Below are 21,863 nucleotides of genomic sequence, written 5' to 3' on the forward strand. Positions count from 1 at the left end.
GCATCGCTCCTGAAGCGCACGCTTTCCCGACTGGCTTTTTTATGATATTTAGCATTTCGATAGGAATTATCGCACGCTGATCGGAAGTAGAATTAGAAATGCCTGAAGAAGGCGACAGTACAGGCGAGAATCGATACCGATCTAGGCTGGCATTGCGCCTGCGATGCCAGCCATATTCTCATTTCATAGCTTGTAATTCATGCGGCGTTTGCCTCGGATCTTCGGTCCGGGGTTTTTCGCGTTCGCCTGATAAAATCTGATAGGTACCGCCATGGAATTCCTTGCAGATCCAAACCTCTGGATCGGCCTCACAACCCTTATCGTTCTGGAAGTCGTCCTCGGCATCGACAATCTCGTCTTCATCGCAATCCTCGCCGACAAGCTTCCTCCGCATCAACGAAACAAGGCAAGACTGCTCGGCCTGGCGCTGGCGCTCGCCATGCGCATCGTATTGCTGTTCTCGATCTCCTGGATCGTAACACTGACGCAGCCGCTATTCAGTGTTGCTGGCCTGTCATTCTCAGGGCGTGATCTCATCCTGATCCTGGGCGGCGTGTTCCTGCTCGCAAAGGGCACGATGGAACTCCACGAGCGACTAGAGGGCTCGCATCGGCCCAAGGAAGGCAAGGTCGTTCACGCCGTCTTCTGGCAGGTCATCGTTCAAATCGTCGTGCTAGACGCCGTTTTCTCACTCGACAGCGTGATTACCGCCGTCGGCATGGTTGATGAGCTCTGGGTGATGGTCACAGCCGTCTGCGTGGCGATGGCGGTTATGATGGCGGCATCGAAGCCGCTCATGGCCTTCGTGTCGAAACATCCGACCGTCGTCGTCCTGTGCCTCGGTTTCCTTCTGATGATCGGTTTCAGCCTGGTGGTGGAGGGTTTTGGCTTCCATGTCCCGAAGGGCTATCTGTATGCGGCCATCGGCTTCTCGGTTCTCATCGAGGCAGCAAACCAGGTCGGGCGTCACAATCGGGAAAAGCGGATAACGACCGGCGATCTTCGTGAGCGCACGTCAGCGGCGGTGCTGCGCCTTCTTGGCGGCAGGGTGGGTGAAGAACCGCTGGGTGAGACCGTGGACGTGATTGCCGAGCAGGTCGCGCCTGGTACCCTCTTCAAGCCCGAGGAGAAGGAGATGATCCGCGGCGTGCTCGGTCTCGACAATCGACCGGTCAGCTCAATCATGTCGCCGCGCAACGAGGTCGAGTGGCTCGACTTGAATGACGAGCCATCCGAGCTTCAGACAGCGATCTGCAAGCTGACGCACAGCCGCGTCATTCTTGCCCGTGACAGGGTCGACGAGTTCGTCGGCGTCGCGATCACGAAGGAACTCCTGAACATGCTCATCGACGGGAGATCGATCGACTGGACACGCGTCGTCCGACAACCGGTGATCGTCCACGAAACCACCAACGTGCTGAAGGTCATGGAACAGCTGCGCCGCTCGCCGGTCCAGATGGCGATGATCGTCGACGAGCATGGCTCGCTCGAAGGGATCGCCACGCCCACCGACATCCTTGAGGCGATTGCCGGCGAATTCCCTGACATCGACGAAGAAGCGGCGACACTCGAACGCCAGGATGATGGCTCATGGCTGGCTGATGGCTTTGTCGACATTCGCCAGTTCAGCGGCGCGATTGACCGCGATTTCGTCGACGATACAAACCGCTACTCCACCCTTGGCGGTTACATCCTCACGCAGTTGGGCCACCTGCCGGCGGCTGGCGAAACGCTGCAGGTCGACGGAATGAGCTTTGAAGTGGTCTCACTCGACAAGCGAAGTATCGGTAAGGTTCGTGTCAAGGATCATGAGGATGCCTGGGGTCAAAACGGGCGTCCTTAAATTGTGGCCAGCACCTCAGCGACGAGTGGGGCCATAGCTTAAGAGGCCCGCCGCCCCTCTCTAGAGCCGTCAAAGACGGTCATTGCGGGAGGCACCAACGACGGCAGCCGCTCGCACCTGCACCCTGAGATTCCGCGCACCCTGAGCGTCAGGGAATGCGCGCGGCTTCAGACCTTTCCCGACGACTACGCCTTCGTCGGGCCGACGGCTCGGCAGTTCGCGCAGGTCGGGAACGCGGTGCCTCCGGTGCTCGCAGCTGAGGTCGCCACACAGTTGCTAAAGACATACTTCTGAACGCCTGATTCTCGCGGTCATGGGAATTCATCCCCAACTGGCTCGAATCGGGCCTCGGTGCAACAGGATAGCTGTTGCACTATTGTTGCAGTAGCATCGCGAAATGTTGCAGGGAGTCCGCTTCAGGGTTGTGGGTTCGTCAACGAATTTTGCGTAGACAAACCAACAGGTTGTGGCGGAGGGAGTGGGATTCGAACCCACGGTGAACTTGCGCCCACGCCGGTTTTCAAGACCGGTGCCTTAAACCGCTCGGCCATCCCTCCAAGTAGTTACAAACGCTGCGCTTTTTTGATTCTGCGTCCGGTCGAGAAACGCCGGCTGCTGCGCACTTTGCACCTATTTGCCTTTTCGATCGCTGCTTATAGCCGCCTGCAACGCGACGTCAACTTGCTCCGCTACGTCGGCCTGCATTCTCGGCATCACATGGGAATAGACGTCCAGCGTGATTTTGATGTTCGAATACCCTGGGCGCTCACAGCACGCGCCGCGAAACAGAGACTAACATTGGACCGAATCCACTGTTGGTCTGCTGTCTCCGAAGCATGGAGATGTCCCCTCAACTCCTAGCGAAAGTCCGCTGCCCGAGGCAGCGGACTTTCTTGTTTTTGGAACCCGAGCCTCCCGTCCTTGTTTCTGGACAGAACTAAAGGAGGCGCATATGGAACCGAAGTCATCACGCGACGTGCCAGGTCCAAAGCCCCGCAAGGACAAAGACAGGGACACCCGAGAGGCTGTCGTCAAAACGCCCGAGAAGACGAACAATTGGGATCATGATGCCGTGCATGGAGATGGCGATACGATCGACATGCGGCCTGAGCTGGGCGTGGAGTCGAAATAGCCGACCCCACCGCCCATCGTTGACCTATGCTGGCCTCGAACAGGCCCGCTACCGTTCCTCAGTGGCGTTAGCTCACGCCTTGAAACCTCTATGCCGCTTCTCACGTGTTAAGAGATAGCTTGGGTTTCCAACGCTCCGGCTATGTCCCTTGATTCATCCCTGGGGATGCCCGGCGGGCTTTTTTGCATCTGGTGGCGGGAAGGCGGCCGACGCAGCTCGGTGCAGACCAAAGCGCGGTCGTTGTGGGCCGATGGCTCGGTATCGTCCGATGTGCCGGTGATCAGGCTAACTGCCGATCGAAGCCGGGGATTCAAGGAGCGCTGCAAACAAAGATCTTATTAGGGAGAACCGTTTCGCTCTATTTGCAACAACTGCAGTAACAGTTGATTCAACCATTGCTGGTATCTTCAGGCTAGTATGGTGGCGGCTCCGACAGTGCGGCGGGGGCTGTGTTGCCGGAGCCGCCTGCGCAGTCCGGATGGGACTAGACCGCGCTGTCTCAGAATAGGACAGCGCGGTCAACGATCCGTTAATTTTTGCGATCTCGCAGGCCAGGCGGGCATCAGCCGTTATCCCTCAGCTTCTCGACCGTGGCGACGATTGATACCGCCAGCGCTTCGGCCTTATCCAGAGGGCTTGGTTGCTAGTTAGGATCGCCTGCCCTCGATCCTCCGTGGGATCCGCCGCCGACGTTGTCAGAGTGGCCTCGCTCGAACACGACTTGAGTATGGACCTGAGGGGGAGGGCTGGCTTGAGTGTGGACCTGACCGGGAGGGCCGGCGTGGGTGTGGTTCTTGTCCCCCCATCCGTTGCCAGGACGCGATCCGCCTGATTTGGCAATCGCCTTGGAATTCAAGCTTGTGCCGAGCAGGAGAGTTACAGCGGGCGGCGTAACCGCAGCGAAACGCCCCGCCTTCTTAAGAAAGTCCCGGCGCGCTTGGGATTCCGATACAAGGCTCTGGTCGAGTTTCTTTTCCGAGCCGTTTGTGTTCTGGGTCGACATGTATAAAGCCTCCAATTTCAATACTACCGTACCATTTGCAGTATCGGCTGCCAGCAAGCTAATGGGCTTAGACTGGTGCATGGAAAGAGGTAGAATTCTTTAGAAGAGGATTCCGCCCGCGCCGTTTCCGCCGGTGCCGTGCATGAAGGCGGTTGGTTTTTCTAATTTTTAGCCATCGCTAACGGAACCAAAACGTTCAAAGTCTATTGTATCGGCTGTTGTGTAAGCGTTGCGTTGTTGAGTTCTGGATTGAGCCTATCATTCGGTAAGCCGATGTTGCCCGCCCTCGGGGAGAAGCCTCCCGAGGGCGGCGACTGAACAGCCCTTCCTGATGAGAACTACCAAATGTCACACGCACAGACGCGACGCTCCGCTCTCGCGGGTGCGATCACCGCTGCTCCTGGCCTTGGAGCCGCTACGGCGGCTTTCCGACGCCAGCAACTTGCCGATGAAGCGGAGATCAACCGCCTGATCGCTTCCTGCAGGCAGGCGCCGCAAAGGCATACCTCTCCCTAGCCAACGACAGGACGGGCAGTGTCACAATCTTGCCCGGTTCCGGCCACAATCGGTTAATACCGTGATAAACAATTCCTGCGCACAAAGGATCGGGGTTCGAGACGTCGTTGGCATTGTCGAGTGAGTGCTTGGCTCCTCTGATGGTCGGATACGACGTCTTTGGTTGAGACTTTAGGGGACAATCAAGAATGCAGGCTGTGACGCACCCGCGTCTTCGTCGCGTTGCCACGGTTGCGTTGCTTGCAGCGTCTGCTGCATTGCTTGCTGCTTGCGCATCGCAGCCTGAGCCGAAAGGCATGGTCTACAAGAAGACCCGCTCCAAGGAATATTTCGCCGAGACCGAATATGGTGTGAAGGCCAGTCCGCGCGCTGCCTTCATGCGGCGCGGCGGCGGCCGCGATCAGCTTGGCAAGCCCTATCAGGTTCGCGGCAAGTGGTATTATCCCAAAGAAGACAAGAAGTACGCCAAGGTGGGTCTGGCCTCGTGGTATGGCGACGCCTTCCATGGCCGGCTGACCGCCAACGGCGAAGTCTACGACACGGCGCACCTGACGGCGGCGCATCCGACCATGCCGCTGCCCAGCTATGCCCGCGTCACCAACCTCGAAACCGGCAGTTCGGTGATCGTGCGCGTCAATGACCGCGGCCCATACCATGAGGGCCGCATCATCGACGTCTCTGAGCGAGCCGCGCAGATGCTGGACTACGACAAGGTCGGCACCGCAAAGGTGAAGGTCGAATATGTCGGCCGCGCGCCGCTCGACGGCAATGACGACCAGTACCTGATGGCCTCTTACCATCCAGGCAACCGCATACCGGATCCGTCGGATGGCCTGCCGACCGGCGTCATGGTGGCCATGAACGGGCCTTCGCCGAGCCTTCCGGTCGGCGCGGCCGCAGTGCCGTTTCCAGGTCAGCTGACCGATGCCGCAACCCCGGTGCAGGGGCAGATGTCCGCGCAGTCGGCGGCTTTCGGCGATCTGGCGCTGCCCGATTTCGGACCGATCGTGCCGGAACGGCCGGAGATCAGCCTGCCGCCGCAACCGCCGTTCGCCATGGCCTCGCTGTCCTATGCGAATGAACGCGTCCATCACGCAGATGTCTTTGCCGCTCTGGATGACAGCGGCATGTCGCCCGCCGACATCCTGCGGTCGTGGAAAAAGAACGGCCGCCATGCGGCGCCGTCCAGCCCAGATTATGTCGCCGCCGGCACGTTCGACGATGCTAGCGAAGCCAAACGCGTGGCCTCGGCACTAAAGCCCTTCGGCAGAATAGAAATCCAGCGCTCCGATCTCGACGGCAATGACTGGTATGCGGTCAACCTCTATCCGGACGGCCATGGCGGCCTGGACGAGTTGCTGAAGGCGGCATGGTCCCACGGTGCACCCGATGCGCTGGTCGTGCGCGACTGATCCAACAGCCGGCTTTCCGCCCGGCTGTTGATCCCTCAGCGAAAAAGCCCGATAGTTTCGGCATGCCGGAGGGGCCGGCCAACGGGTCGAATTTCATGCAGTTTCGCTTGCTACAGCCTTTCGCCGGGTTCTTTCTCCTCGGTCTCCTGCTCACGCTTTCGCCGGCCCAAGCGCAGCTTTTCGAGACCAAGGCCGCACAGGCCTTCATGATCGATGCCGACACCGGCACGGTGCTGTTTTCGAAAGATGCCGACAAACCCATTCCGCCGGCCTCGATGGCCAAGCTGATGACGATGGAGGTGGTTTTCAACGCCCTCAAGTCCGGGCGCCTCAAACTCGACGATACGTTCGTGGTCAGCGAGAACGCCTGGCGCAAAGGCGGCGCGCCGTCGGGAACCTCGACGATGTTCGCAAAGCTCAAATCGGCGATCCGGATCGAGGACCTGATCCAGGGAGTGACCGTGCAGGCCGCGAATGACGGCTGCATCGTTATCGCCGAAGGCATGGCCGGATCCGAGGACAATTTTGCCGCGGAGATGACCGAACGCGCGCGCCAGATCGGCCTCAAGACATCGACTTTCGTCAATTCGACCGGCCTGCCGGCCGATGGCCAGCAGACAAGCGTGCGCGAGCTGGCGCAGCTCGCCCTGCATCTGTGGCGCGAATACCCGGATTTCTATCGCTACTATGGCCTGAAGGATTTCACCTGGAACAAGATCTCGCAGAGGAACCGCAACCCGTTGCTGGCGATGGACATCGGCGCCGACGGCCTGGCTGTGGGCGCGAGCGAGACATCCGGCTTCGGCATCGTCGCTTCGGTCAGCCACGGTGGCACGCGGGTGATCACGGCAATGAGCGGGCTGGCCAGTGACAAGGAGCGTGCCGAAGAAGCGCGCAAACTGCTCGATTGGGGCGTTCGTTCGTTCGCGAAGACCGAGATCTTCGCCAAGGACGAGGTGGTCGGGGAGGCCCAGGTCTTTGGCGGTGCGAAATCCGGCGTGACGCTTAAGGCAAAAGGTCCGATCGACATTTTCCTGCCGATCACCAACCGCGACAAGCTGACGGCCAGGATCATCTACACTGGCCCGGTCGCCGCACCGGTGGAGGAGGGGCAACCGGTGGGCGCACTGCGCGTCTGGATCGGCGACACGCTGAGCCAGGAGACACCGTTGTTCGCGGCCGAGTCGATCGGCGTCGGCACGTTGCCGCAACGCGCGCTCGATGCCGTCAAGGAACTGGCGGTCGGCTGGCTTCGATAGTACCGACGGCATGGACGTTTTGCCTGTCGCGGACTATCTAAAGCGCAAACAATCTACTCAAACAGGAATAAAGGCCTCTCGGTTGGCGCGCGGATTTTTCATCACCTTCGAAGGCGGCGAAGGCGCAGGCAAGTCGACACAGATCGAGCGGCTGGCCACAAAGATGCGCGCCAAGAAGTATGATGTCCTGCGCACGCGTGAACCGGGCGGCTCGCCGGGCGCCGAAGCGGTCCGGCATGTGCTGCTTTCGGGTGCCGCCGAACCGTTCGGGCCGAAGATGGAAGCGCTGCTCTTCGCTGCCGCGCGTTCCGACCATGTCGAGCAGGTCATCCGGCCGGCGGTCGAGCGCGGCTCCATCGTGCTTTGTGACCGCTTCCTGGATTCCTCGCGTGTCTATCAGGGCGTTACAGGCGGGATCGACCCGGCATTCATGGCGATGCTGGAACAGGTCGCCATCAACGGCATGATGCCCGACATGACGCTGATCTTCGATATCGACCCGGCCGAGGGCCTGAAGCGCGCGACATTGCGGCGTGGCAGCGATGCCGTCGCCGACCGCTTCGAAAAGGAGACGCTGGCTATCCACCAGGCCCGCCGCGAAGCGTTCCTGGCGATCGCGGCGGCAGAGCCGGAACGTTGCATCGTCGTCGATGCCTCCGCCGATCCGGACACGGTGGAGGATGTCGTCACGGCGACCGTGTTCGCGGCACTGGAGGCAAGGGCGCCCGAGCGCAACAGGCAGGTCGCACCGGTATGATCTTCGAACGCATCGCGCCGGAACAGCATGACACGCTGGACGGTGTGCCGGAACCTTCCGAAACGCCACGTCTGGTCGGGCACGGGCAGGCCGCCACCATGCTTGCCGCCGCCTATCGCGCGGGAAAGCTGCCGCACGCGCTGATCTTCGCCGGGCCGGTCGGGATCGGCAAGGCGACGCTCGCCTTCCATCTTGCCCACCACCTTTTGAAGCATCCGGCCTTCGACCAGGCGCCCGGCAACCTTGCGGTCCCCGATTCGGCCTCGCCGCTGTTTCGCCAGATAGCCACCGGTGCGCATCCGGGGGTGCTGCATCTGACCCGCCCCTTGAACGACAAGACCAAGAGCTTCAAAACCGTCGTCACCGTCGACGAAATCCGCAAGGTCAGCCGCTTCCTGTCGCTGACTTCGCATGACGGCAGCTACCGGGTGGTGATCGTCGACCCGGCCGACGACATGAATGCCAATGCGGCCAATGCCTTGCTGAAGAATCTTGAGGAACCACCGGCACGGACCCTGTTCATTCTCATCGTCCATGCGCCGGGCAGTCTGCTGCCGACGATCCGTTCGCGCTGCCAGGTGGTGCGGCTGACACCGCTCGACGCCAACGAACTGATGGCGGTGCTGGAGACAGCGGAGCCGCCACCACCGGACGATCCCGCCGCAAGGGCCGCACTGGTCGAGCGGGCAGGGGGGAGTGCCCGCAGCGCGATCCTGTTGACGCAGTATGGCGGGCTGGAGATCGCGCAGACGCTCGATGGCCTGGTGGCGACGGGAAAGAGCGATATTGCCGGTGCCTACCGCCTGGCCGAGGCCGTCGCGGGCAAAGACCAGGCGATCCAGTTCGACATCTTCAACCGCCGGGCGCTGGACCTTCTGTCGGACGCGGCAAGCCAGGCGGCGCAGGCTGGCGATCTCAAGCGGGCCAAAACGCTCTCCGATACTTGGCACGAGGCCTTGGACGCTATATCTGAAACGGACACCTACAATCTCGACAAGAAGCAGCACGCCCTGACCATGATCGACCGCCTGAATTCTGCAATGCGAATGTGACGGCCTTTTTGGTGCATGCCGTTGGCCCCCCAAACAGGAGCCACTTTTGGGCGGCGTGCATTGGTCTCGGGATGGCAATCGCCATTCCGATGCGATATCCACCGCCACGGCTTCCATTCAGACATTCATGACGGTTCATTCATGTCACGCGACACATTCTACATCACGACCGCGATTTCCTATCCGAACGGCAAGCCGCATATCGGCCATGCCTACGAGCTGATCGCCACCGACGCGCTTGCCCGTTTTCAGAGGCTCGACGGCAAGCAGGTCTTCTTCCTCACCGGCACCGACGAGCACGGCATCAAGATGCTGCAGACGGCAAAGAAGGAAGGCATTTCGGCGCGCGAACTGGCCGACCGCAACTCGGCCGAGTTCAAGCGCATGGCGACTGCGCTCAACGCCTCGAACGACGATTTCATCCGCACCACCGAGGAGCGGCATTACGCGGCTTCGCAGGCGATCTGGAAGGCGATGGCCGCCAATGGCGACGTCTACAAGGGCGGCTACGCCGGCTGGTATTCGGTGCGCGACGAAGCCTATTACGGCGAGGAAGAGACCGAGGTCCGTCCCGACAATATTCGCTACGGGCCACAGGGAACGCCGGTCGAATGGGTCGAGGAAGAAAGCTATTTCTTTCGGTTGTCGGCCTATCAGGACAAGCTCGTCGCGCTTTATGAAAACCAACCCGACTTCATCGGTCCGGCCGAGCGCCGCAACGAGGTGATGAGCTTTGTCAAGTCGGGACTGAAGGACCTGTCGATCTCGCGCACCACATTCGACTGGGGCGTGCCGGTACCTGGCGATGAAAAGCACGTCATGTATGTCTGGGTCGACGCGCTGACAAACTACATTACCGGCGTCGGCTATCCCGGTGAAAAAGCAGACGATTGGCGGTTTTGGCCGGCTGATGCACACATCATCGGCAAGGACATTGTACGCTTCCACGCGGTTTATTGGCCCGCCTTCCTGATGTCGGCCGGCATCCCGCTGCCGAAGCGCGTCTTTGGCCACGGCTTCCTGTTCAACCGCGGCGAGAAGATGTCGAAATCGGTCGGCAACGTCATCGACCCGTTCACCATGATCGAGCATTACGGCCTCGACCAGGTGCGGTACTTCTTCCTGCGCGAGGTGCCGTTCGGACAGGACGGCAGCTACAGCCATGAAGCGATCGTCAACCGTACCAATGCGGATCTGGCCAATGGTCTCGGCAATCTGGCACAGCGCTCGCTGTCGATGATCGCCAAGAATTGCGGCGGCGTGGTGCCGAAGCGCGGCGATCTGGCGGAATCCGACAAGGTGATCCTGGATCAGGCGGTCGACGCTCTCGCCACCGCGCGCAAGGCAATGGTCGAACAGGGCATCCATCTGGCACTGGCGGCGATCTTCGGCGTGGTCGCGGAAGCCGATCGGTATTTCGCCGGTCAGGAACCTTGGGCGCTCAAGAAAACCAATCCGGAACGCATGGAAACGGTGCTGTGGACGACGGCCGAAGTGGTCCGGCGCGTGGCCGTTCTATGCCAGCCCTTTATTCCGGGCTCGGCCGGCAAGCTGCTCGACCTGCTGGCGGTGCCGGCGGACAATCGCGATTTCGTGCATGTCCACGCCGACCATGCGCTTGTGTCCGGCACGGCGCTGCCTGCGCCAGAGGGCGTGTTTCCGCGCTATGTCGAACAGACGGACGCGAACGCCTGATGCTCGTCGACAGCCATTGTCATCTGGACTTTCCGGACTTCGCCGAGGAGCGGGCGGCCATTGTCGCCCGCGCCAAGGCGGCCGGTATCGGCCGCATGGTGACGATCTCCACGCGCGTGAAGCGGTTTCAGCAAATCCTTGAGATCGCAGAGACTTTCGACGAAGTCTATTGCTCGGTCGGCACCCATCCGCACAATGCCGCCGAGGAGCCCGACGTCACCACCGCCGATCTTGTCCGCCTCTCCACTCACCCGAAGGTGGTGGCGATCGGTGAAGCGGGGCTCGATTTCTTCTACGACAAGGCACCACGCGATGCGCAGGCGCGGAGCTTTCGCGCCCATATCGCCGCCGCCCGCGAGACCGGGCTGCCTCTCGTCATCCATTCGCGCGATGCCGACGACGACATGGCCGCCATTCTCGAGGACGAGACAGGGAAGGGCGCCTTCCCGTTCATCCTGCATTGTTTTTCGTCGGGACGGCGGCTCGCCGAGGTTGGCGTATCATTAGGCGGCTATGTGTCGTTCTCGGGCATCCTGACCTTCAAGAATTCGATCGAATTGCGCGCCATCGCCGCCGATGTGCCGCATGACCGGCTGCTGGTCGAAACCGATGCTCCATATCTGGCGCCGGTGCCGTTTCGCGGCAAGCGCAACGAGCCGGCCTATGTCGCGCAGACCGCCAGGGTGCTGGCCGAGACGATCGGCGTCACCGAGGCTGCAATCGCAGCGGTGACCACCGATAACTTCTTTCGGCTGTTTGGAAAAATGCCACGTCCGGACCAGCAGGCGCCCGAGGCATGAGCGACCGGCTGCGCCTGACCATTCTCGGCTGTGGATCGTCGCCAGGCACGCCGCGCATCACCGGCGACTGGGGCAATTGCGACCCCGCCAATCCCAGGAACCGGCGCATGCGCACGGCCGCGCTTGTCGAGCGCATCGCTGCCAATGGCGGCCGCACCACGGTCGTCATCGACACCGGTCCCGATTTCCGAGAGCAGATGCTGATGGCTTCAGTCAGGCGTATCCATGGTGTGCTCTACACGCACCCGCATGCCGACCACATCCACGGCATCGACGATTTGCGCGGCTATGTGCAGGAGCAGGGGCATCGCATCGACATCCATGCCGACGAGCCGACCATGCTACGACTGCGCCAGGCGTTCGGCTATTGCTTCGAGACGCCGCCAGGCAGTTCCTATCCGCCGATCGTCGACGCCCACATCATCGATCATTCCAGGCCGGTTGTGATCGAAGGAGAGGGGGGTGCCCTCACCTTCGAGCCGCTGCCCCAGATCCATGGCGACATCATTTCGCTGGGTTTCCGTATCGGCGGGCTCGCCTACTGTCCCGATATCAGCGACTTTCCCAAGACCACCACAGAGCGGCTGAGAGGCCTCGACATGCTGGTCATCGATGCGCTGCAGTACAACACGCATCCAAGCCATCTTTCGCTTGGCCAGGCGCTGGACTGGATCGAGGCGCTTTCGCCTTGCAACGCCGTGCTGACGCACATGCACGTGCCGCTCGACTACACCGCCGTGATGACTGAGACGCCCGACAATGTCGAACCGGCCTACGATGGCATGGTGATCGAAATCCCTTACGAGTCAGAACGATAGAGACAGCGGCTCAGTCGGCTTTTCAATCCGCCCTTCGACTGTTCGATCATGAGTTCGAGGTCGTGAAGTGCCAGCGTGGTGCTGTTCACGATGTTTGCTCGCCAATGGCCGAAACCGCAGCAATTCCCGGGCTGCGCCCCATACACCAGTTCCATAATCTATCTTATGCGACTTTTGTCACAGTGTGAGAAGCATCTCGAATCCATCTCGCAATCCTGCTTTACAGCCCTGCCTTCCGAAGCAGACCGGCCCAGAAGCTTCTGAGCGAACTCGCGGATGAGACAGGCGCACGCCGCTTCACGCCGCGGTATTCGATCCTGTCGCGACCGACCGTTTCGTCGTTCCAGGCCAACTCAAAGGCGATGCCTTTGAGCCCGAGGTCTCCAATCTGACGCACGATGGTTTCTTGCAGATAGATATCGGATCTTCGCACGCCATCGGCACGCTCCGGCAGCTTGAATATCTCGGCCCCGGCGATGGCTTCGGTCCGAAGGACGAGGTTTTCGATCGTCATGATGCCGCCATCGTCAAAGCGGACGATTCCTGAACGTTCTTCATCCAGCGCATCGACCACAGTGGTGACATTGAAGAGCGATATCGGCTCGTCAGCACGAAGCGGCAGGAATTCGCCATACGGTTCGAGAATCGGCCGTAGCGACCCCAACGCCGTGCCCCTCAGAATGAGCACATGCTCGCCAAGCCAAGGAAAATCCGAATACAGCCGGGGTGTTCCGTCGTCTTGCTCGCGCAGGAATTTCATCCGGGGCGAACGCCATCGCTTCTGGCTCCGGGCCCCGAGGGTCGCGAATAGCTGGTAGTCGTCGGGTTGATGGGGAAGAACCCATTCCTGCCCCTCCACTACACTCAGAACATAGATTTTCACCCGACCTCCTGACCCTCTCGCAGCGGATTTCGAACGGCGCCGCCGATACAGACACGTCGATCGAGACAAACACTTCCGGTTTGGCGGACCGCCCGCACCCAACATATTATTGTAGATGACGCGGCGGTGCCGCGCGACGCTCCATGTGTTCCCATTTCCGCGACCGGATCGGATCAGCGGAGCCTCCGCCGGTCGAGCAGGATGCGATGGATCTGGATTCGCTCCGGCAGCTCGATCAGGAACTCCGGATCGCGGTCGAGATGATGGACCTCGGTTGGCTCGCCCTTGGTGAAAGCCGTCATCGATTCGTGGTCGGGCCAGTACGAGATGGTGGTGAACCAGCTTTCCCCTTCGCGATCTTCGCGAAACAGCTGGACGCCCAGCGCGGTCTTCTCAAGCGGCGGAATGCCCTCGGCCTTCAAATAGACTTCGTAAGCGTCGCCCACACCAGCCCGGGTGCGGCCGCGCCAAATGCGCGCGATTGTCGGCGTTGTCGTCATCGATCCTTCTCCTTTTGCACTTCTTCACAAACCTTGCGCTGAACGATGGATGCGCGCGAGGAAGTCACGCACCGGCGGAAGCACGTCATCGAAATGGGTTTCCAGAAGCCAGTGGCCGGCGCCCTCGATGAGATGGAGTTCTGCTCCCGGCAGGTCGCGTTTGTAGGCTCGAGCCGATGCGGCCGGCATGTAGCCGTCTTCCGGCCCCCAGACGATGAGCGTCGGTGGCTGTCTTTCGCGCAAATAGGCCTGGTATCGCGGGAACCAGTCGAGATTCGCCTCCAGCTTCTCCATCAGGCCCACGGCCAGCCGCCGACGCAGCGGCGTATTCATCAGCGGCCAGTGGAGTTTCCATAGATCCGGTGGCATTCGCTCGGCCACGGCGTCAGCCACCTCACCGATAAACTCGTGCCGGAAACCCTCCTCGCTCACCGCCTCCTCCAGCGGACGATGCTTCTCAGGCGTTTTCTCGGTCCAATAGGCCTTGATGGCCGCATATTTCGGGCCGAGCACGTCCTCGTAGATGTCGCCGTTCTGGACGATCAACGCGGTGATGCGTTGCGGATGCGCGATGGCGTGGCGCAATCCGATCTGCGACCCGTAGTCGTGCAACCAGAGCGCATAGCGGGACAGACCGAGCGTATTCGCGAAAGCCGTCAGAAATCCTGCATAGGCATCGAAATCATCGCCGAATGCCGAGAAGTCGGGCGTCGCGCTGTAGCCAAAGCCCGGGAAATCCGGCGCAAAGGTACGCCAGCGATCGGCCAATGCCGGCATCAGCCTTCGAAATTGATAGGACGAGCAGGGATAGCCGTGCGGCAGCAGAAGCACTGGTGCGTCGGTCGGACCATCCTCGCGATAGAAAACGGTATTTCCGTCAACTTTCACTTGGCGGTGTCGCAACCTTGCCTCCTCGATAGAGCGTTCGAAGACGAGCGCATTGGGCTTCCAGTACCTCTCGTCGTTTACGATGCTCGCGCTGGAAGGTTCCGTGCCAAACGGCGGTCAAGGAAAGATCGAAAGGGTCACCCGGCCCGGAACGCCGGGAATGAACCCAATGCAGGCCCAGCATGGGATCAAGATTTCGACGATGGAATCCGGCATACAAAGCAACTACCCTGCCCCAATCCGCTCATCATGCGTCGGCGGGACTGAAGGCGATCAGAAATGACCACTCGATCTTCCTTTCTGGGCTTGCCCGATCGCCTCGCCGGTGGCACGGCGCCCCGCGCAGTGATCTTCGGAGCTGGTCACGGCAGCACCTATCCCGGCAAAGACAGCGGCAGCCATGCCTTGGCCGCCGATGCCATCCGTGTTGCAAGCCAGGGTGATGCCGCGCTCATCGAGCATTGGGATTTCGATCTCGGCGGCCCGCTGTTCGACGGCAGGCCGATCTGCTGCGTCGACGCCGGCGACATCCTGACCACCATGCATGACAATGCCGGCAACCGCGCCCGGATCGTGGCGAAGACGCGCGAGGTCCTGTCATTGCCGGCCGTGCCCATCCTGCTCGGCGGAGACGATTCCGTGGTCATTCCCTTCCTCGCCGGCTTTGCGGATCACGGGCCTGTCTGGATCCTGCAGATCGACGCCCATATCGACTGGCGCGACGAGGTGCATGGCGAACGCCACGGCTACTCCAGCCCGATGCGCCGGGCGAGCGAGATGGCGCATGTCGCCGGCATGGTGCAGGTCGGACTGCGCAGTGTCGGCAGCGCACGCCTCACGGAGATCGAAGCGGCGCGGCACTATGGCAGCCGTTTCGTCACCGCGCGCGAGGTCCACACCTTGGGTGTCGAAGCGGCGCTCAGGCACATCCCGGAGGGAGCGCGGGTCGTCGTCACCCTGGACTTTGACAGCCTCGATCCCAGCATCATGCCGGGCGTAGCAGCGCGTACTCCCGGCGGCCTCACCTATACCCAGGTCATCGATCTCATTGCCGGCTTGGGCAAGCGGGCGAGGATCGCCGGATTCGATCTTGTGGAGTTCTATCCGCCTGCAGACATTGACGGCCTGTCGGCGCTGACCGCCGCGCGCCTCCTCGTCAATGTCATCGGCGCCGTGGTCCGGCAGGTTTGAAACCCAAGCTGAGGTCGAATACGGCCCCTGTCCAGCCTGCAGGAAACTTTACCGAGGCCCCTGCTCCAGCCTGATCCGGTAACTCAGCGAACGCTTCGCGCCCGGCGCGATCAGCATCAGGCCGGGTTTGTCGGTGAACTCTCCATCGAAATCCAGCGGGCTGGCCATGCCGTGCCAAGGCTCGATGCACAGGAACGGTGCGCCGCCGGGTTTGGACCAGATGCCCAGTTCCTGAAATCCCTGCCATGAGACCTCGATCGCCGGACCAGTCTCGGCGCCGTAGCGAACCCTGTTGCTGGCCGGCCGGTCCAGGATCACGGCGTCTTTGTCGAACAGCCGTTCGGAGAGCTCGAGGATATTGCCTCTGACAGGCGTCGGCTGCGGTGTTGCTGTGAGCAGGCCATCCTTCAGCCGGCGGATCGGTGTTGGCTCGTCATCGGAAAAGGTCAGCCGATAATCCGTTTTGGCCAGATCCGGCAGCAGCGGCCAATTGAATGCCGGATGCGCCCCGATCGAGGCCGGCATCGGCTCGTCGCCGGAGTTGGTGACCTCCAATCCTATGTCGAGTTGCCCCTCGCCCAGTGTATAGGTCACGGCCAGGCGAAATGCGAACGGGTAGTGGGTTCGGGTTTCCGCGTCATCGGTGAGCACCAGCGTGCAGGATCGAGGCCCCCTCTCCGCCCACATAAACGGCTTGTCGCGGGCGAAGCCGTGTTGCGTCATCGGATAGGTCTGACCGCGATGGCGCAGTTGATCGCCCTTCAGCCGGCCGACGATCGGAAACAGCACCGGTGAATGGCGCCGCCAGGCCGGTCCGGCCTGCCACAGGAACTCAAATCCTTGCGCATCCCTTAGCGAAACCAGTTCGGCGCCTTGCCCGGCAATGGTCGCCGATATGCCGTCGCCATGAAGCGTCAGGCTGTCCTGTTCCATATGTCCTCGCGGTCCGTCTGGTGTGGCCGGCAGGCTAGCAAATGGCCAGGAGTGAACTCAAGGCGGCGGACGCAGCATTTCACACAGTCGCGATGAACTTCGATGGCGCCACGGGCCGGGCGCGGTCTCAGATGAAAAAGTGGCCGGAGGTTTCCCTCCGGCCACGGCAAGATGCCAGCTGTTTCCTGCTGCGGTTCGGATTATTCCCGCTCGCCGGTGAAATTCAGCAGCAACTGGAAGATGTTGATGAAGTTCAGATAGAGCGAGAACGCGCCGAAGACGGCGAGCTTCTGCCGCGACTCCGCATCGAAATTCTCCGCATACTGCTCCTTGATCGTCTGCGTGTCCCAGGCGGTCAGGCCGATGAACACGGCGATGCCGATCACCGAGATGGCGAACTGCAGCGCGGTCGAGCCGAGGAAGATGTTGACGATGCTGGCGATCACCACGCCGATCAGGCCCATGATCAGGAAGGACGAGAACTGGGTCAGGTCGCGCTTTGTCGTGTAGCCATAGAGGCTGGTGGCACCGAACATGGTCGCGGCGATGAAGAAGGTGCGCGCGATGCTGGTTCCGGTGAAGACCAGGAACACCGAGGCCAGCGACAGGCCCATGACGGCACAGAAGGCCCAGAACATTGCCTGCGCGCTTGCCGCCGACATGGTCTGCATCTTGAACGAGAACAAGAGCACGAAGGCGAGCGGCGCCAGCATCACCACCCATTTCAGCGGGCTGGAAAAGATCGGCACATAGAGAGCCGGCGTCGACGACACCAGCAAGGCGATAAGGCCCGTAACCACCAGGCCGAGGCCCATATAATTGTAGACGCGCAGCATGTGCTGGCGCAGGCCCTCGTCATAGACGGCTCCGGTCCGGACGCCCGTGCCCACGCGGTATCCAAGATTGGGCGTATTCATTTTGAGGTCTCCTTTGTGGATGGGTCAGTAAAGCGTTCTGGCGAGCGTTTCGGCAGTGCGGTCGAGATCATGAACCCCGCTCTTCGCGACAACCGCATAGGCGACATCGCCGATCTGGAAATAGGCCGAGGAGATATCGCCGGAGGGCGCGACGGTCGGTTTGACCACATCGAAAGTGCCCGGCCGGATCGCGAATAGCGACACCAGGCCCATCTCCTTCGTTTCAACCGCGATCTCGACGCTCGGGCCGAAGCGCGACGGATAGATCTGCACGTCGCGGACTTTCCAGTCCTTCGGCAGCGACGGCATGACGATGGCGGTGGCGGCGCGGATCTCGCCGGCGTTGTAATTGGCCGCCTCGGTTTGCGAGGGCATGTTTTCGCGCAGCAACGTCGTCCTGTGTGCCTGTACAGCCTCGTCGACATAGGCGGGCGGCTGCGGCGAAGCGACGACCTTTGTCACCGACATCGGCCCGACGATACCGTTGGCCAGCCAGCCGGCGGCAACGAAGGCGGCGACCGCCGCGGCGCGTTGCAGCACGCCGAAGATGCGGCCCCGGCCAAGTCCCCTCTCCAGCCGCCGCGCCGCATCGGCCGTCGCCGGCCGCGCCATGCCCTCGGAGCCGGCCAGCGCCACGCGCAGTTCGTCGCGGGTGCGCAGATCAGACATCACGCGCGCGGCCGCCTCCGGACGCGCGGACAGGAAAGCCTCGACCTCGATGCGGCGGGCGACATCAACCTGGTCGTCGACATAGGCGTCGAGATCGGCGTCCGTAACCGGGTCGACAAGAGCGGTCATGAGTCACCTCCAACGATCCTGAGATGATTTTTGCCGCGCGCCGGCGCCTCCTCCATCTGGCGCAAGGCCGCGCGCGCCCGGCCGATACGCGACATCAGCGTGCCCAGCGGCACGCCACTGGCGTTGGCGGCCTGCTGGTAGGAGAGCCCCTCGATGGCGACCAGATGCAGCGCCGAGCGCTGCTCTTCCGGCAGGCTGAAAAAGGCTTCGCGCACCTGCGCCAGGCGCACGGAGTGTTCCTGCGGCGCCGGCGTGCTGCCGTCGGCCAGATATGTGGCTTGTTCGAGACGTGCCGCTTCCGAGCGGCGCGAACGCATGCGGTCGATGAAGGTGTTGTGGACGATCGACAGCAGCCATGCCCGCAGGTTGCCGCTGGAGCGGAAGGTGCCGCGCCGCTCATAGGCGCGCACCAGCGCGTCATGCACGAGATCCTCGGCCTCCACGCCGTCGCGCGTCAGCGAGCGCGCGTAGCGTCGCAGCGGCCCGAGCTGTCCTATGATATCAAAGCGTGGCATCGACGGTTTCATGTCCTGTTTACGGAGCATGTGGGGGTTTTAATCCCGGGGGCGCCACTTTTCTTTGCTGGAGGATATCGCCGCGGCTCACGTCTCAGCTCCCAAGCGGTTTTGCCGGTTTGAGAGCTGTTACGCCGCAGGCGCGCAGCATCCACCTGCGGCCATCGCTGCGAAAATCGGTGATGCTCAGCGGCTCGACGTCGATCTTCCAACTGGCGGCAAGCGGCGCGCTGAGAATATGCAGGATCGCGGTGCGGATGACGCTGGCATGCGTCACGGCGATCGTGTGACCACGTTCGGCGATCAATCGATCCATCAATCCAGCGGCCCGTTGGGCAACGTCGGCCAGCGATTCACCACCATGCGGGGCCACATTCGGATCCGTGCGCCAGGCGGCGATCTCGTCCGGCTGTAGCGCCTGCACCTCGTCGAAGCTCTTGCCTGCCCATCGACCGTAGTTCTGGTCTGCCAGCATCGGATCGACAGACGCATCCAGCGATAGCGCCTCCGCGGTCTGACAGGCGCGAAGCGCCGGCGCTGTCCACACACGGTCGGCCCGACGCAGCGTCCCGCGCATCGCCTTTGCCAATGTCAGCGATCGTGGCTCCAGCGGTTCATCCGAAGGAAACGATCCTTTCCGGGTCGCCGCCGTGGCGCCGGCGCAGATCATGGTCAGACGGACGAGCATGGAGCATGCTTTCTCTGAAGTTTGTGGAAGCTGCACCAATAGGTGCCGCCTTTCACGTCGGCGCACCGAAACCTCTGGTGAAACCTGGCCAATTTGCGTATCACTCCGCCGCGCCAACGGAACCATAATGATGTTCGAAGACCTGCAGCCAGCTCCCGCCGACAAAATTCTTGCGCTGATCGGCCTCTATCGCGCCGATCCACGCCCTGGCAAGGTCGACCTCGGCGTCGGCGTCTACAAGGATCGCGACGGCAAGACGCCGGTCATGCGCGCCGTGCGCGAGGCCGAGAAGCGGCTGCTGGAGGGACAGGATACCAAGACCTATCTCGGCCTTGCCGGCGATACCGGCTTCAACGCTGTGATGGCCAAGCTCGCCTTCGGTCCGGGTGCGGACCTGTCGCGCATCCGTGCGGCACAGGCGCCCGGCGGCTCCGGCGCGCTGCGGCTGGTGGCGGAACTGCTCAAGCGCACACGGTCGGACGCGACGGTCTGGGTCTCCGACCCGACCTGGCCGAACCATATGCCGGTGATGCGTGCCGCCGGCCTGCGGATTCGCGAATACCCCTATTTCGATGCGGCCTCGGGTGCGGTTCGTTTCGACGCCATGCTGGCTGCATTGCGGACGGCCGACAGCGGCGACGTGGTGCTGCTGCATGGCTGCTGCCACAACCCGACCGGCGCCAATCTGGATGCGGCTCAGTGGCAGGCCGTCACGGATCTGATCGTCGAGCGTGGCTTGCTGCCGTTTGTCGACATCGCCTATCAGGGCTTTGGTGACGGCCTCGAGGCCGACGCCCTCGGCTTGCGGCTGCTGGCCGCGAAAGTGCCGGAAATGGTCGTCGCGTCGAGCTGCTCGAAGAATTTCGCCGTCTACCGCGACCGTGTCGGCGCGGCGATGGTCCTGGCCAGGGACGGCGCGCAGGCAGACGTGGCGATGAGCCAGATGCTGTCGGCGGCGCGCGCTATGTATTCGATGCCGCCGGACCATGGTGCGGCCGCGGTGCGCATCGTGCTGGAGGACGCCACACTGCGTGCCGACTGGGAAGCAGAGCTCGAAGAGATGCGCCTGCGTATGCTGAGGCTTAGGGTCGCATTCGCCGAGACGCTGCGCCGGCAATCCAATTCCGACCGCTTCGACTTCATTGCCAGCCATCGCGGCATGTTTTCCCGGCTTGGCCTCACGGAAGCGCAGGTCGAACGGCTGCGCGCCGAGCACGCCATCTACATGGTCGGCGACAGCCGCATCAACGTGGCCGGCCTGCCCGAGGACGGCATGGATGACCTCGCCAAGGCGGTCGTTTCCGTGCTCGACTGACGAAGCGGATGCGGTGCAATTGTGGACAAGGTCCCCTCTCCGGCTGACAGCGTTGGCAGCGCGGCGGTTCGCGCTGTAGCATCCGCTACATGACGCCATCGAAAGACATTTCACGCCTGATCGAGATCATGGCGGCGTTGCGCGCGCCGAAGACCGGCTGCCCGTGGGACATCGAGCAGAATTTCTCCACCATCGCCCCCTATACGATCGAAGAGGCCTATGAAGTGGCGGACGCCATCGCGCGCGGCGATCTCGACGACCTGCGCGACGAGCTTGGCGACCTCCTGCTGCAGGTCGTCTATCATGCCCAGATGGCGCAGGAGGCCGGTGAATTCGCGTTCCCCGACGTGGTCCAGGCCATCACCACCAAGATGATCCGCCGCCATCCTCACGTCTTTGGCGACGAGAAGGCTCGCAGCGCCGGCATGGCCAAGGGCATGTGGGAGAAGATCAAGGCGCAGGAGAAAGCCGAGAAGCGGCAAGCCCGCCTCGCGCGTGGCCTCGACCCGGAGGACAATGGCAAGGGATTCCTGGACAGTGTTCCGGTCGCCCTGCCCGCCTTGACGCGAGCCTTGAAGCTTCAGGAAAAGGCCGCCCGTGTCGGCTTCGACTGGAGCGAGGCTGCTCCCATCCTGGATAAGATCGAAGAAGAGATCGGGGAGCTGCGCGAGGCTCTGGCCAAGGGCGAAACGGCTGAGATCAAGGACGAGTTCGGCGACATGTTGTTTGCCGTCGTCAATCTCGGCCGTCACCTCAAGCTCGATTCGGAAGCGGCGCTGAGCGGAACGAACGAAAAATTCCGCTCGCGCTTTCACTATGTCGAGCAGGCCCTGGAAAAATCAGGCGGCTCGCTAGAGGAAGCTACCCTGGAGGAAATGGAAGCGCTCTGGCAGGAAGCAAAAACGGCGAAGTAAGCCTATAGCTCGGCAATCCCAGACGAAAAGCCGC

General features: G+C 61.9%; 22 protein-coding genes and 1 tRNA gene. 13 read left to right on the forward strand and 10 right to left on the reverse strand.

Annotation, left to right across the window (positions count from 1 at the left end; genetic code table 11):
* Window positions 1-178 precede the first annotated feature (178 nt).
* On the reverse strand, window positions 179-394 hold the full coding sequence (locus O7B34_RS27625) for a hypothetical protein (RefSeq protein WP_337149029.1): 216 nt from the start codon (window positions 392-394) through the stop codon (window positions 179-181).
* Here O7B34_RS27625 and O7B34_RS27630 point away from each other — a divergent pair.
* Together O7B34_RS27630 and O7B34_RS27635 are read left to right on the forward strand one after the other, a co-directional pair.
* Window positions 326-1,843: a TerC family protein gene (locus tag O7B34_RS27630; RefSeq protein ID WP_337149023.1), complete on the forward strand. Its 1,518-nt coding sequence runs from the start codon at window positions 326-328 to the stop codon at window positions 1,841-1,843. The genes O7B34_RS27625 and O7B34_RS27630 overlap by 69 nt on opposite strands.
* An 81-nt stretch (window positions 1,844-1,924) precedes the next feature.
* Complete coding sequence (locus O7B34_RS27635) at window positions 1,925-2,137, forward strand: DNA cytosine methyltransferase (RefSeq protein WP_337149025.1); 213 nt, start codon at window positions 1,925-1,927, stop codon at window positions 2,135-2,137.
* Window positions 2,138-2,310: 173 nt separating this feature from the next.
* Here the strand turns inward: O7B34_RS27635 and O7B34_RS27640 are convergent.
* A tRNA-Ser gene (locus tag O7B34_RS27640) sits at window positions 2,311-2,400 on the reverse strand.
* Between the two features lie 395 nt (window positions 2,401-2,795).
* Between O7B34_RS27640 and O7B34_RS27645 the strand changes: the two genes are divergently transcribed.
* From O7B34_RS27645 to O7B34_RS27685, 8 genes are all read left to right on the forward strand, one after another.
* On the forward strand, window positions 2,796-2,975 hold the full coding sequence (locus O7B34_RS27645) for a hypothetical protein (protein ID WP_140711542.1): 180 nt from the start codon (window positions 2,796-2,798) through the stop codon (window positions 2,973-2,975).
* A 1,707-nt stretch (window positions 2,976-4,682) separates the two neighbouring features.
* On the forward strand, window positions 4,683-5,906 hold the full coding sequence (locus tag O7B34_RS27655) for a septal ring lytic transglycosylase RlpA family protein (RefSeq protein WP_337148995.1): 1,224 nt from the start codon (window positions 4,683-4,685) through the stop codon (window positions 5,904-5,906).
* A gap of 95 nt (window positions 5,907-6,001) precedes the next feature.
* Entirely contained in the window at window positions 6,002-7,165 is a 1,164-nt protein-coding gene (locus tag O7B34_RS27660; RefSeq protein WP_337148996.1) for a D-alanyl-D-alanine carboxypeptidase family protein, read from the forward strand.
* An 82-nt stretch (window positions 7,166-7,247) separates the two neighbouring features.
* Window positions 7,248-7,922 (forward strand): dTMP kinase, encoded by a 675-nt coding sequence (gene tmk, locus O7B34_RS27665; protein WP_027142727.1) that lies wholly within the window; start codon window positions 7,248-7,250, stop codon window positions 7,920-7,922.
* On the forward strand, window positions 7,919-8,974 hold the full coding sequence (locus O7B34_RS27670; RefSeq protein ID WP_337148998.1) for a DNA polymerase III subunit delta': 1,056 nt from the start codon (window positions 7,919-7,921) through the stop codon (window positions 8,972-8,974). Before tmk ends, O7B34_RS27670 begins: the two co-directional genes overlap by 4 nt.
* 141 nt (window positions 8,975-9,115) lie before the next feature.
* The gene (metG, locus tag O7B34_RS27675) at window positions 9,116-10,669 is read left to right on the forward strand and encodes a methionine--tRNA ligase (RefSeq protein WP_337148999.1); all 1,554 of its coding nucleotides are present in this window, start codon (window positions 9,116-9,118) and stop codon (window positions 10,667-10,669) included.
* Window positions 10,669-11,469: a TatD family hydrolase gene (locus tag O7B34_RS27680; RefSeq protein WP_337149000.1), complete on the forward strand. Its 801-nt coding sequence runs from the start codon at window positions 10,669-10,671 to the stop codon at window positions 11,467-11,469. The genes metG and O7B34_RS27680 overlap by 1 nt, the downstream gene beginning before the upstream one ends.
* Entirely contained in the window at window positions 11,466-12,287 is an 822-nt protein-coding gene (locus O7B34_RS27685) for an MBL fold metallo-hydrolase (RefSeq protein ID WP_337149001.1), read from the forward strand. The genes O7B34_RS27680 and O7B34_RS27685 overlap by 4 nt, the downstream gene beginning before the upstream one ends.
* Window positions 12,288-12,507: 220 nt before the next feature.
* On the opposite strand, the gene O7B34_RS27690 is transcribed toward O7B34_RS27685, so the two are convergent.
* The 3 genes from O7B34_RS27690 to O7B34_RS27700 form a co-directional block, all read right to left on the reverse strand.
* Window positions 12,508-13,170 carry an imm11 family protein gene (locus O7B34_RS27690; protein WP_337149002.1) on the reverse strand — a complete coding sequence of 221 codons (663 nt, stop codon included), beginning with the start codon at window positions 13,168-13,170 and terminating at the stop codon, window positions 12,508-12,510.
* Between the two features lie 173 nt (window positions 13,171-13,343).
* On the reverse strand, window positions 13,344-13,670 hold the full coding sequence (locus O7B34_RS27695; protein ID WP_337149003.1) for a hypothetical protein: 327 nt from the start codon (window positions 13,668-13,670) through the stop codon (window positions 13,344-13,346).
* 24 nt (window positions 13,671-13,694) lie between these two features.
* Window positions 13,695-14,588: an alpha/beta fold hydrolase gene (locus O7B34_RS27700; RefSeq protein WP_337149026.1), complete on the reverse strand. Its 894-nt coding sequence runs from the start codon at window positions 14,586-14,588 to the stop codon at window positions 13,695-13,697.
* Window positions 14,589-14,837: 249 nt separating this feature from the next.
* On the opposite strand from O7B34_RS27700, the gene O7B34_RS27705 reads away from it, so the two are divergent.
* Complete coding sequence (locus O7B34_RS27705; RefSeq protein WP_337149004.1) at window positions 14,838-15,749, forward strand: agmatinase; 912 nt, start codon at window positions 14,838-14,840, stop codon at window positions 15,747-15,749.
* A gap of 48 nt (window positions 15,750-15,797) precedes the next feature.
* Here the strand turns inward: O7B34_RS27705 and O7B34_RS27710 are convergent, their stop codons facing one another.
* The 5 genes from O7B34_RS27710 to O7B34_RS27730 all read right to left on the reverse strand — a co-directional run bounded on the left by O7B34_RS27710 (window position 15,798) and on the right by O7B34_RS27730 (window position 19,726).
* Window positions 15,798-16,682, reverse strand: a complete 885-nt coding sequence (locus O7B34_RS27710; protein ID WP_337149005.1) for an aldose 1-epimerase family protein — start codon at window positions 16,680-16,682, stop codon at window positions 15,798-15,800.
* A 200-nt stretch (window positions 16,683-16,882) separates the two neighbouring features.
* Window positions 16,883-17,599, reverse strand: coding sequence for a Bax inhibitor-1/YccA family protein (locus O7B34_RS27715; protein ID WP_140505285.1), 717 nt, complete (start codon window positions 17,597-17,599; stop codon window positions 16,883-16,885).
* A gap of 24 nt (window positions 17,600-17,623) precedes the next feature.
* The gene (locus tag O7B34_RS27720; RefSeq protein WP_337149006.1) at window positions 17,624-18,397 is read right to left on the reverse strand and encodes an anti-sigma factor family protein; all 774 of its coding nucleotides are present in this window, start codon (window positions 18,395-18,397) and stop codon (window positions 17,624-17,626) included.
* Complete coding sequence (locus tag O7B34_RS27725; protein ID WP_337149007.1) at window positions 18,394-18,912, reverse strand: sigma-70 family RNA polymerase sigma factor; 519 nt, start codon at window positions 18,910-18,912, stop codon at window positions 18,394-18,396. The genes O7B34_RS27720 and O7B34_RS27725 overlap by 4 nt, the downstream gene beginning before the upstream one ends.
* A 94-nt stretch (window positions 18,913-19,006) precedes the next feature.
* On the reverse strand, window positions 19,007-19,726 hold the full coding sequence (locus tag O7B34_RS27730) for a histidine phosphatase family protein (RefSeq protein WP_442921008.1): 720 nt from the start codon (window positions 19,724-19,726) through the stop codon (window positions 19,007-19,009).
* A 4-nt stretch (window positions 19,727-19,730) separates the two neighbouring features.
* Between O7B34_RS27730 and O7B34_RS27735 the strand changes: the two genes are divergently transcribed.
* Together O7B34_RS27735 and mazG are read left to right on the forward strand one after the other, a co-directional pair.
* Window positions 19,731-20,915: an amino acid aminotransferase gene (locus O7B34_RS27735; RefSeq protein ID WP_337149028.1), complete on the forward strand. Its 1,185-nt coding sequence runs from the start codon at window positions 19,731-19,733 to the stop codon at window positions 20,913-20,915.
* Between the two features lie 89 nt (window positions 20,916-21,004).
* Window positions 21,005-21,829 (forward strand): nucleoside triphosphate pyrophosphohydrolase, encoded by an 825-nt coding sequence (gene mazG, locus O7B34_RS27740; protein WP_337140231.1) that lies wholly within the window; start codon window positions 21,005-21,007, stop codon window positions 21,827-21,829.
* The last annotated feature ends 34 nt before the right edge of the window (window positions 21,830-21,863 follow it).

Source organism: Mesorhizobium sp. Cs1299R1N3 (assembly GCF_037179625.1).
In the GTDB taxonomy this organism is placed as follows: domain Bacteria; phylum Pseudomonadota; class Alphaproteobacteria; order Rhizobiales; family Rhizobiaceae; genus Mesorhizobium; species Mesorhizobium salmacidum.

What these genes read in the sequence shown, in the direction of transcription:
- O7B34_RS27625 (WP_337149029.1), bottom strand. Translation starts at nt 394, where the DNA reads ATGCGGAGGAAGCTTGTCGGCGAGGATTGCGATGAAGACGAGATTGTC.
- O7B34_RS27645 (WP_140711542.1), top strand. Translation starts at nt 2,796, where the DNA reads ATGGAACCGAAGTCATCACGCGACGTGCCAGGTCCAAAGCCCCGCAAG.
- O7B34_RS27655 (WP_337148995.1), top strand. Translation starts at nt 4,683, where the DNA reads ATGCAGGCTGTGACGCACCCGCGTCTTCGTCGCGTTGCCACGGTTGCG.
- O7B34_RS27660 (WP_337148996.1), top strand. Translation starts at nt 6,002, where the DNA reads ATGCAGTTTCGCTTGCTACAGCCTTTCGCCGGGTTCTTTCTCCTCGGT.
- O7B34_RS27670 (WP_337148998.1), top strand. Translation starts at nt 7,919, where the DNA reads ATGATCTTCGAACGCATCGCGCCGGAACAGCATGACACGCTGGACGGT.
- metG (WP_337148999.1), top strand. Translation starts at nt 9,116, where the DNA reads ATGTCACGCGACACATTCTACATCACGACCGCGATTTCCTATCCGAAC.
- O7B34_RS27680 (WP_337149000.1), top strand. Translation starts at nt 10,669, where the DNA reads ATGCTCGTCGACAGCCATTGTCATCTGGACTTTCCGGACTTCGCCGAG.
- O7B34_RS27685 (WP_337149001.1), top strand. Translation starts at nt 11,466, where the DNA reads ATGAGCGACCGGCTGCGCCTGACCATTCTCGGCTGTGGATCGTCGCCA.
- O7B34_RS27695 (WP_337149003.1), bottom strand. Translation starts at nt 13,670, where the DNA reads ATGACGACAACGCCGACAATCGCGCGCATTTGGCGCGGCCGCACCCGG.
- O7B34_RS27705 (WP_337149004.1), top strand. Translation starts at nt 14,838, where the DNA reads ATGACCACTCGATCTTCCTTTCTGGGCTTGCCCGATCGCCTCGCCGGT.
- O7B34_RS27710 (WP_337149005.1), bottom strand. Translation starts at nt 16,682, where the DNA reads ATGGAACAGGACAGCCTGACGCTTCATGGCGACGGCATATCGGCGACC.
- O7B34_RS27715 (WP_140505285.1), bottom strand. Translation starts at nt 17,599, where the DNA reads ATGAATACGCCCAATCTTGGATACCGCGTGGGCACGGGCGTCCGGACC.
- O7B34_RS27720 (WP_337149006.1), bottom strand. Translation starts at nt 18,397, where the DNA reads ATGACCGCTCTTGTCGACCCGGTTACGGACGCCGATCTCGACGCCTAT.
- O7B34_RS27725 (WP_337149007.1), bottom strand. Translation starts at nt 18,912, where the DNA reads ATGCCACGCTTTGATATCATAGGACAGCTCGGGCCGCTGCGACGCTAC.
- O7B34_RS27730 (WP_442921008.1), bottom strand. Translation starts at nt 19,726, where the DNA reads ATGGTTCCGTTGGCGCGGCGGAGTGATACGCAAATTGGCCAGGTTTCA.
- O7B34_RS27735 (WP_337149028.1), top strand. Translation starts at nt 19,731, where the DNA reads ATGTTCGAAGACCTGCAGCCAGCTCCCGCCGACAAAATTCTTGCGCTG.
- mazG (WP_337140231.1), top strand. Translation starts at nt 21,005, where the DNA reads ATGACGCCATCGAAAGACATTTCACGCCTGATCGAGATCATGGCGGCG.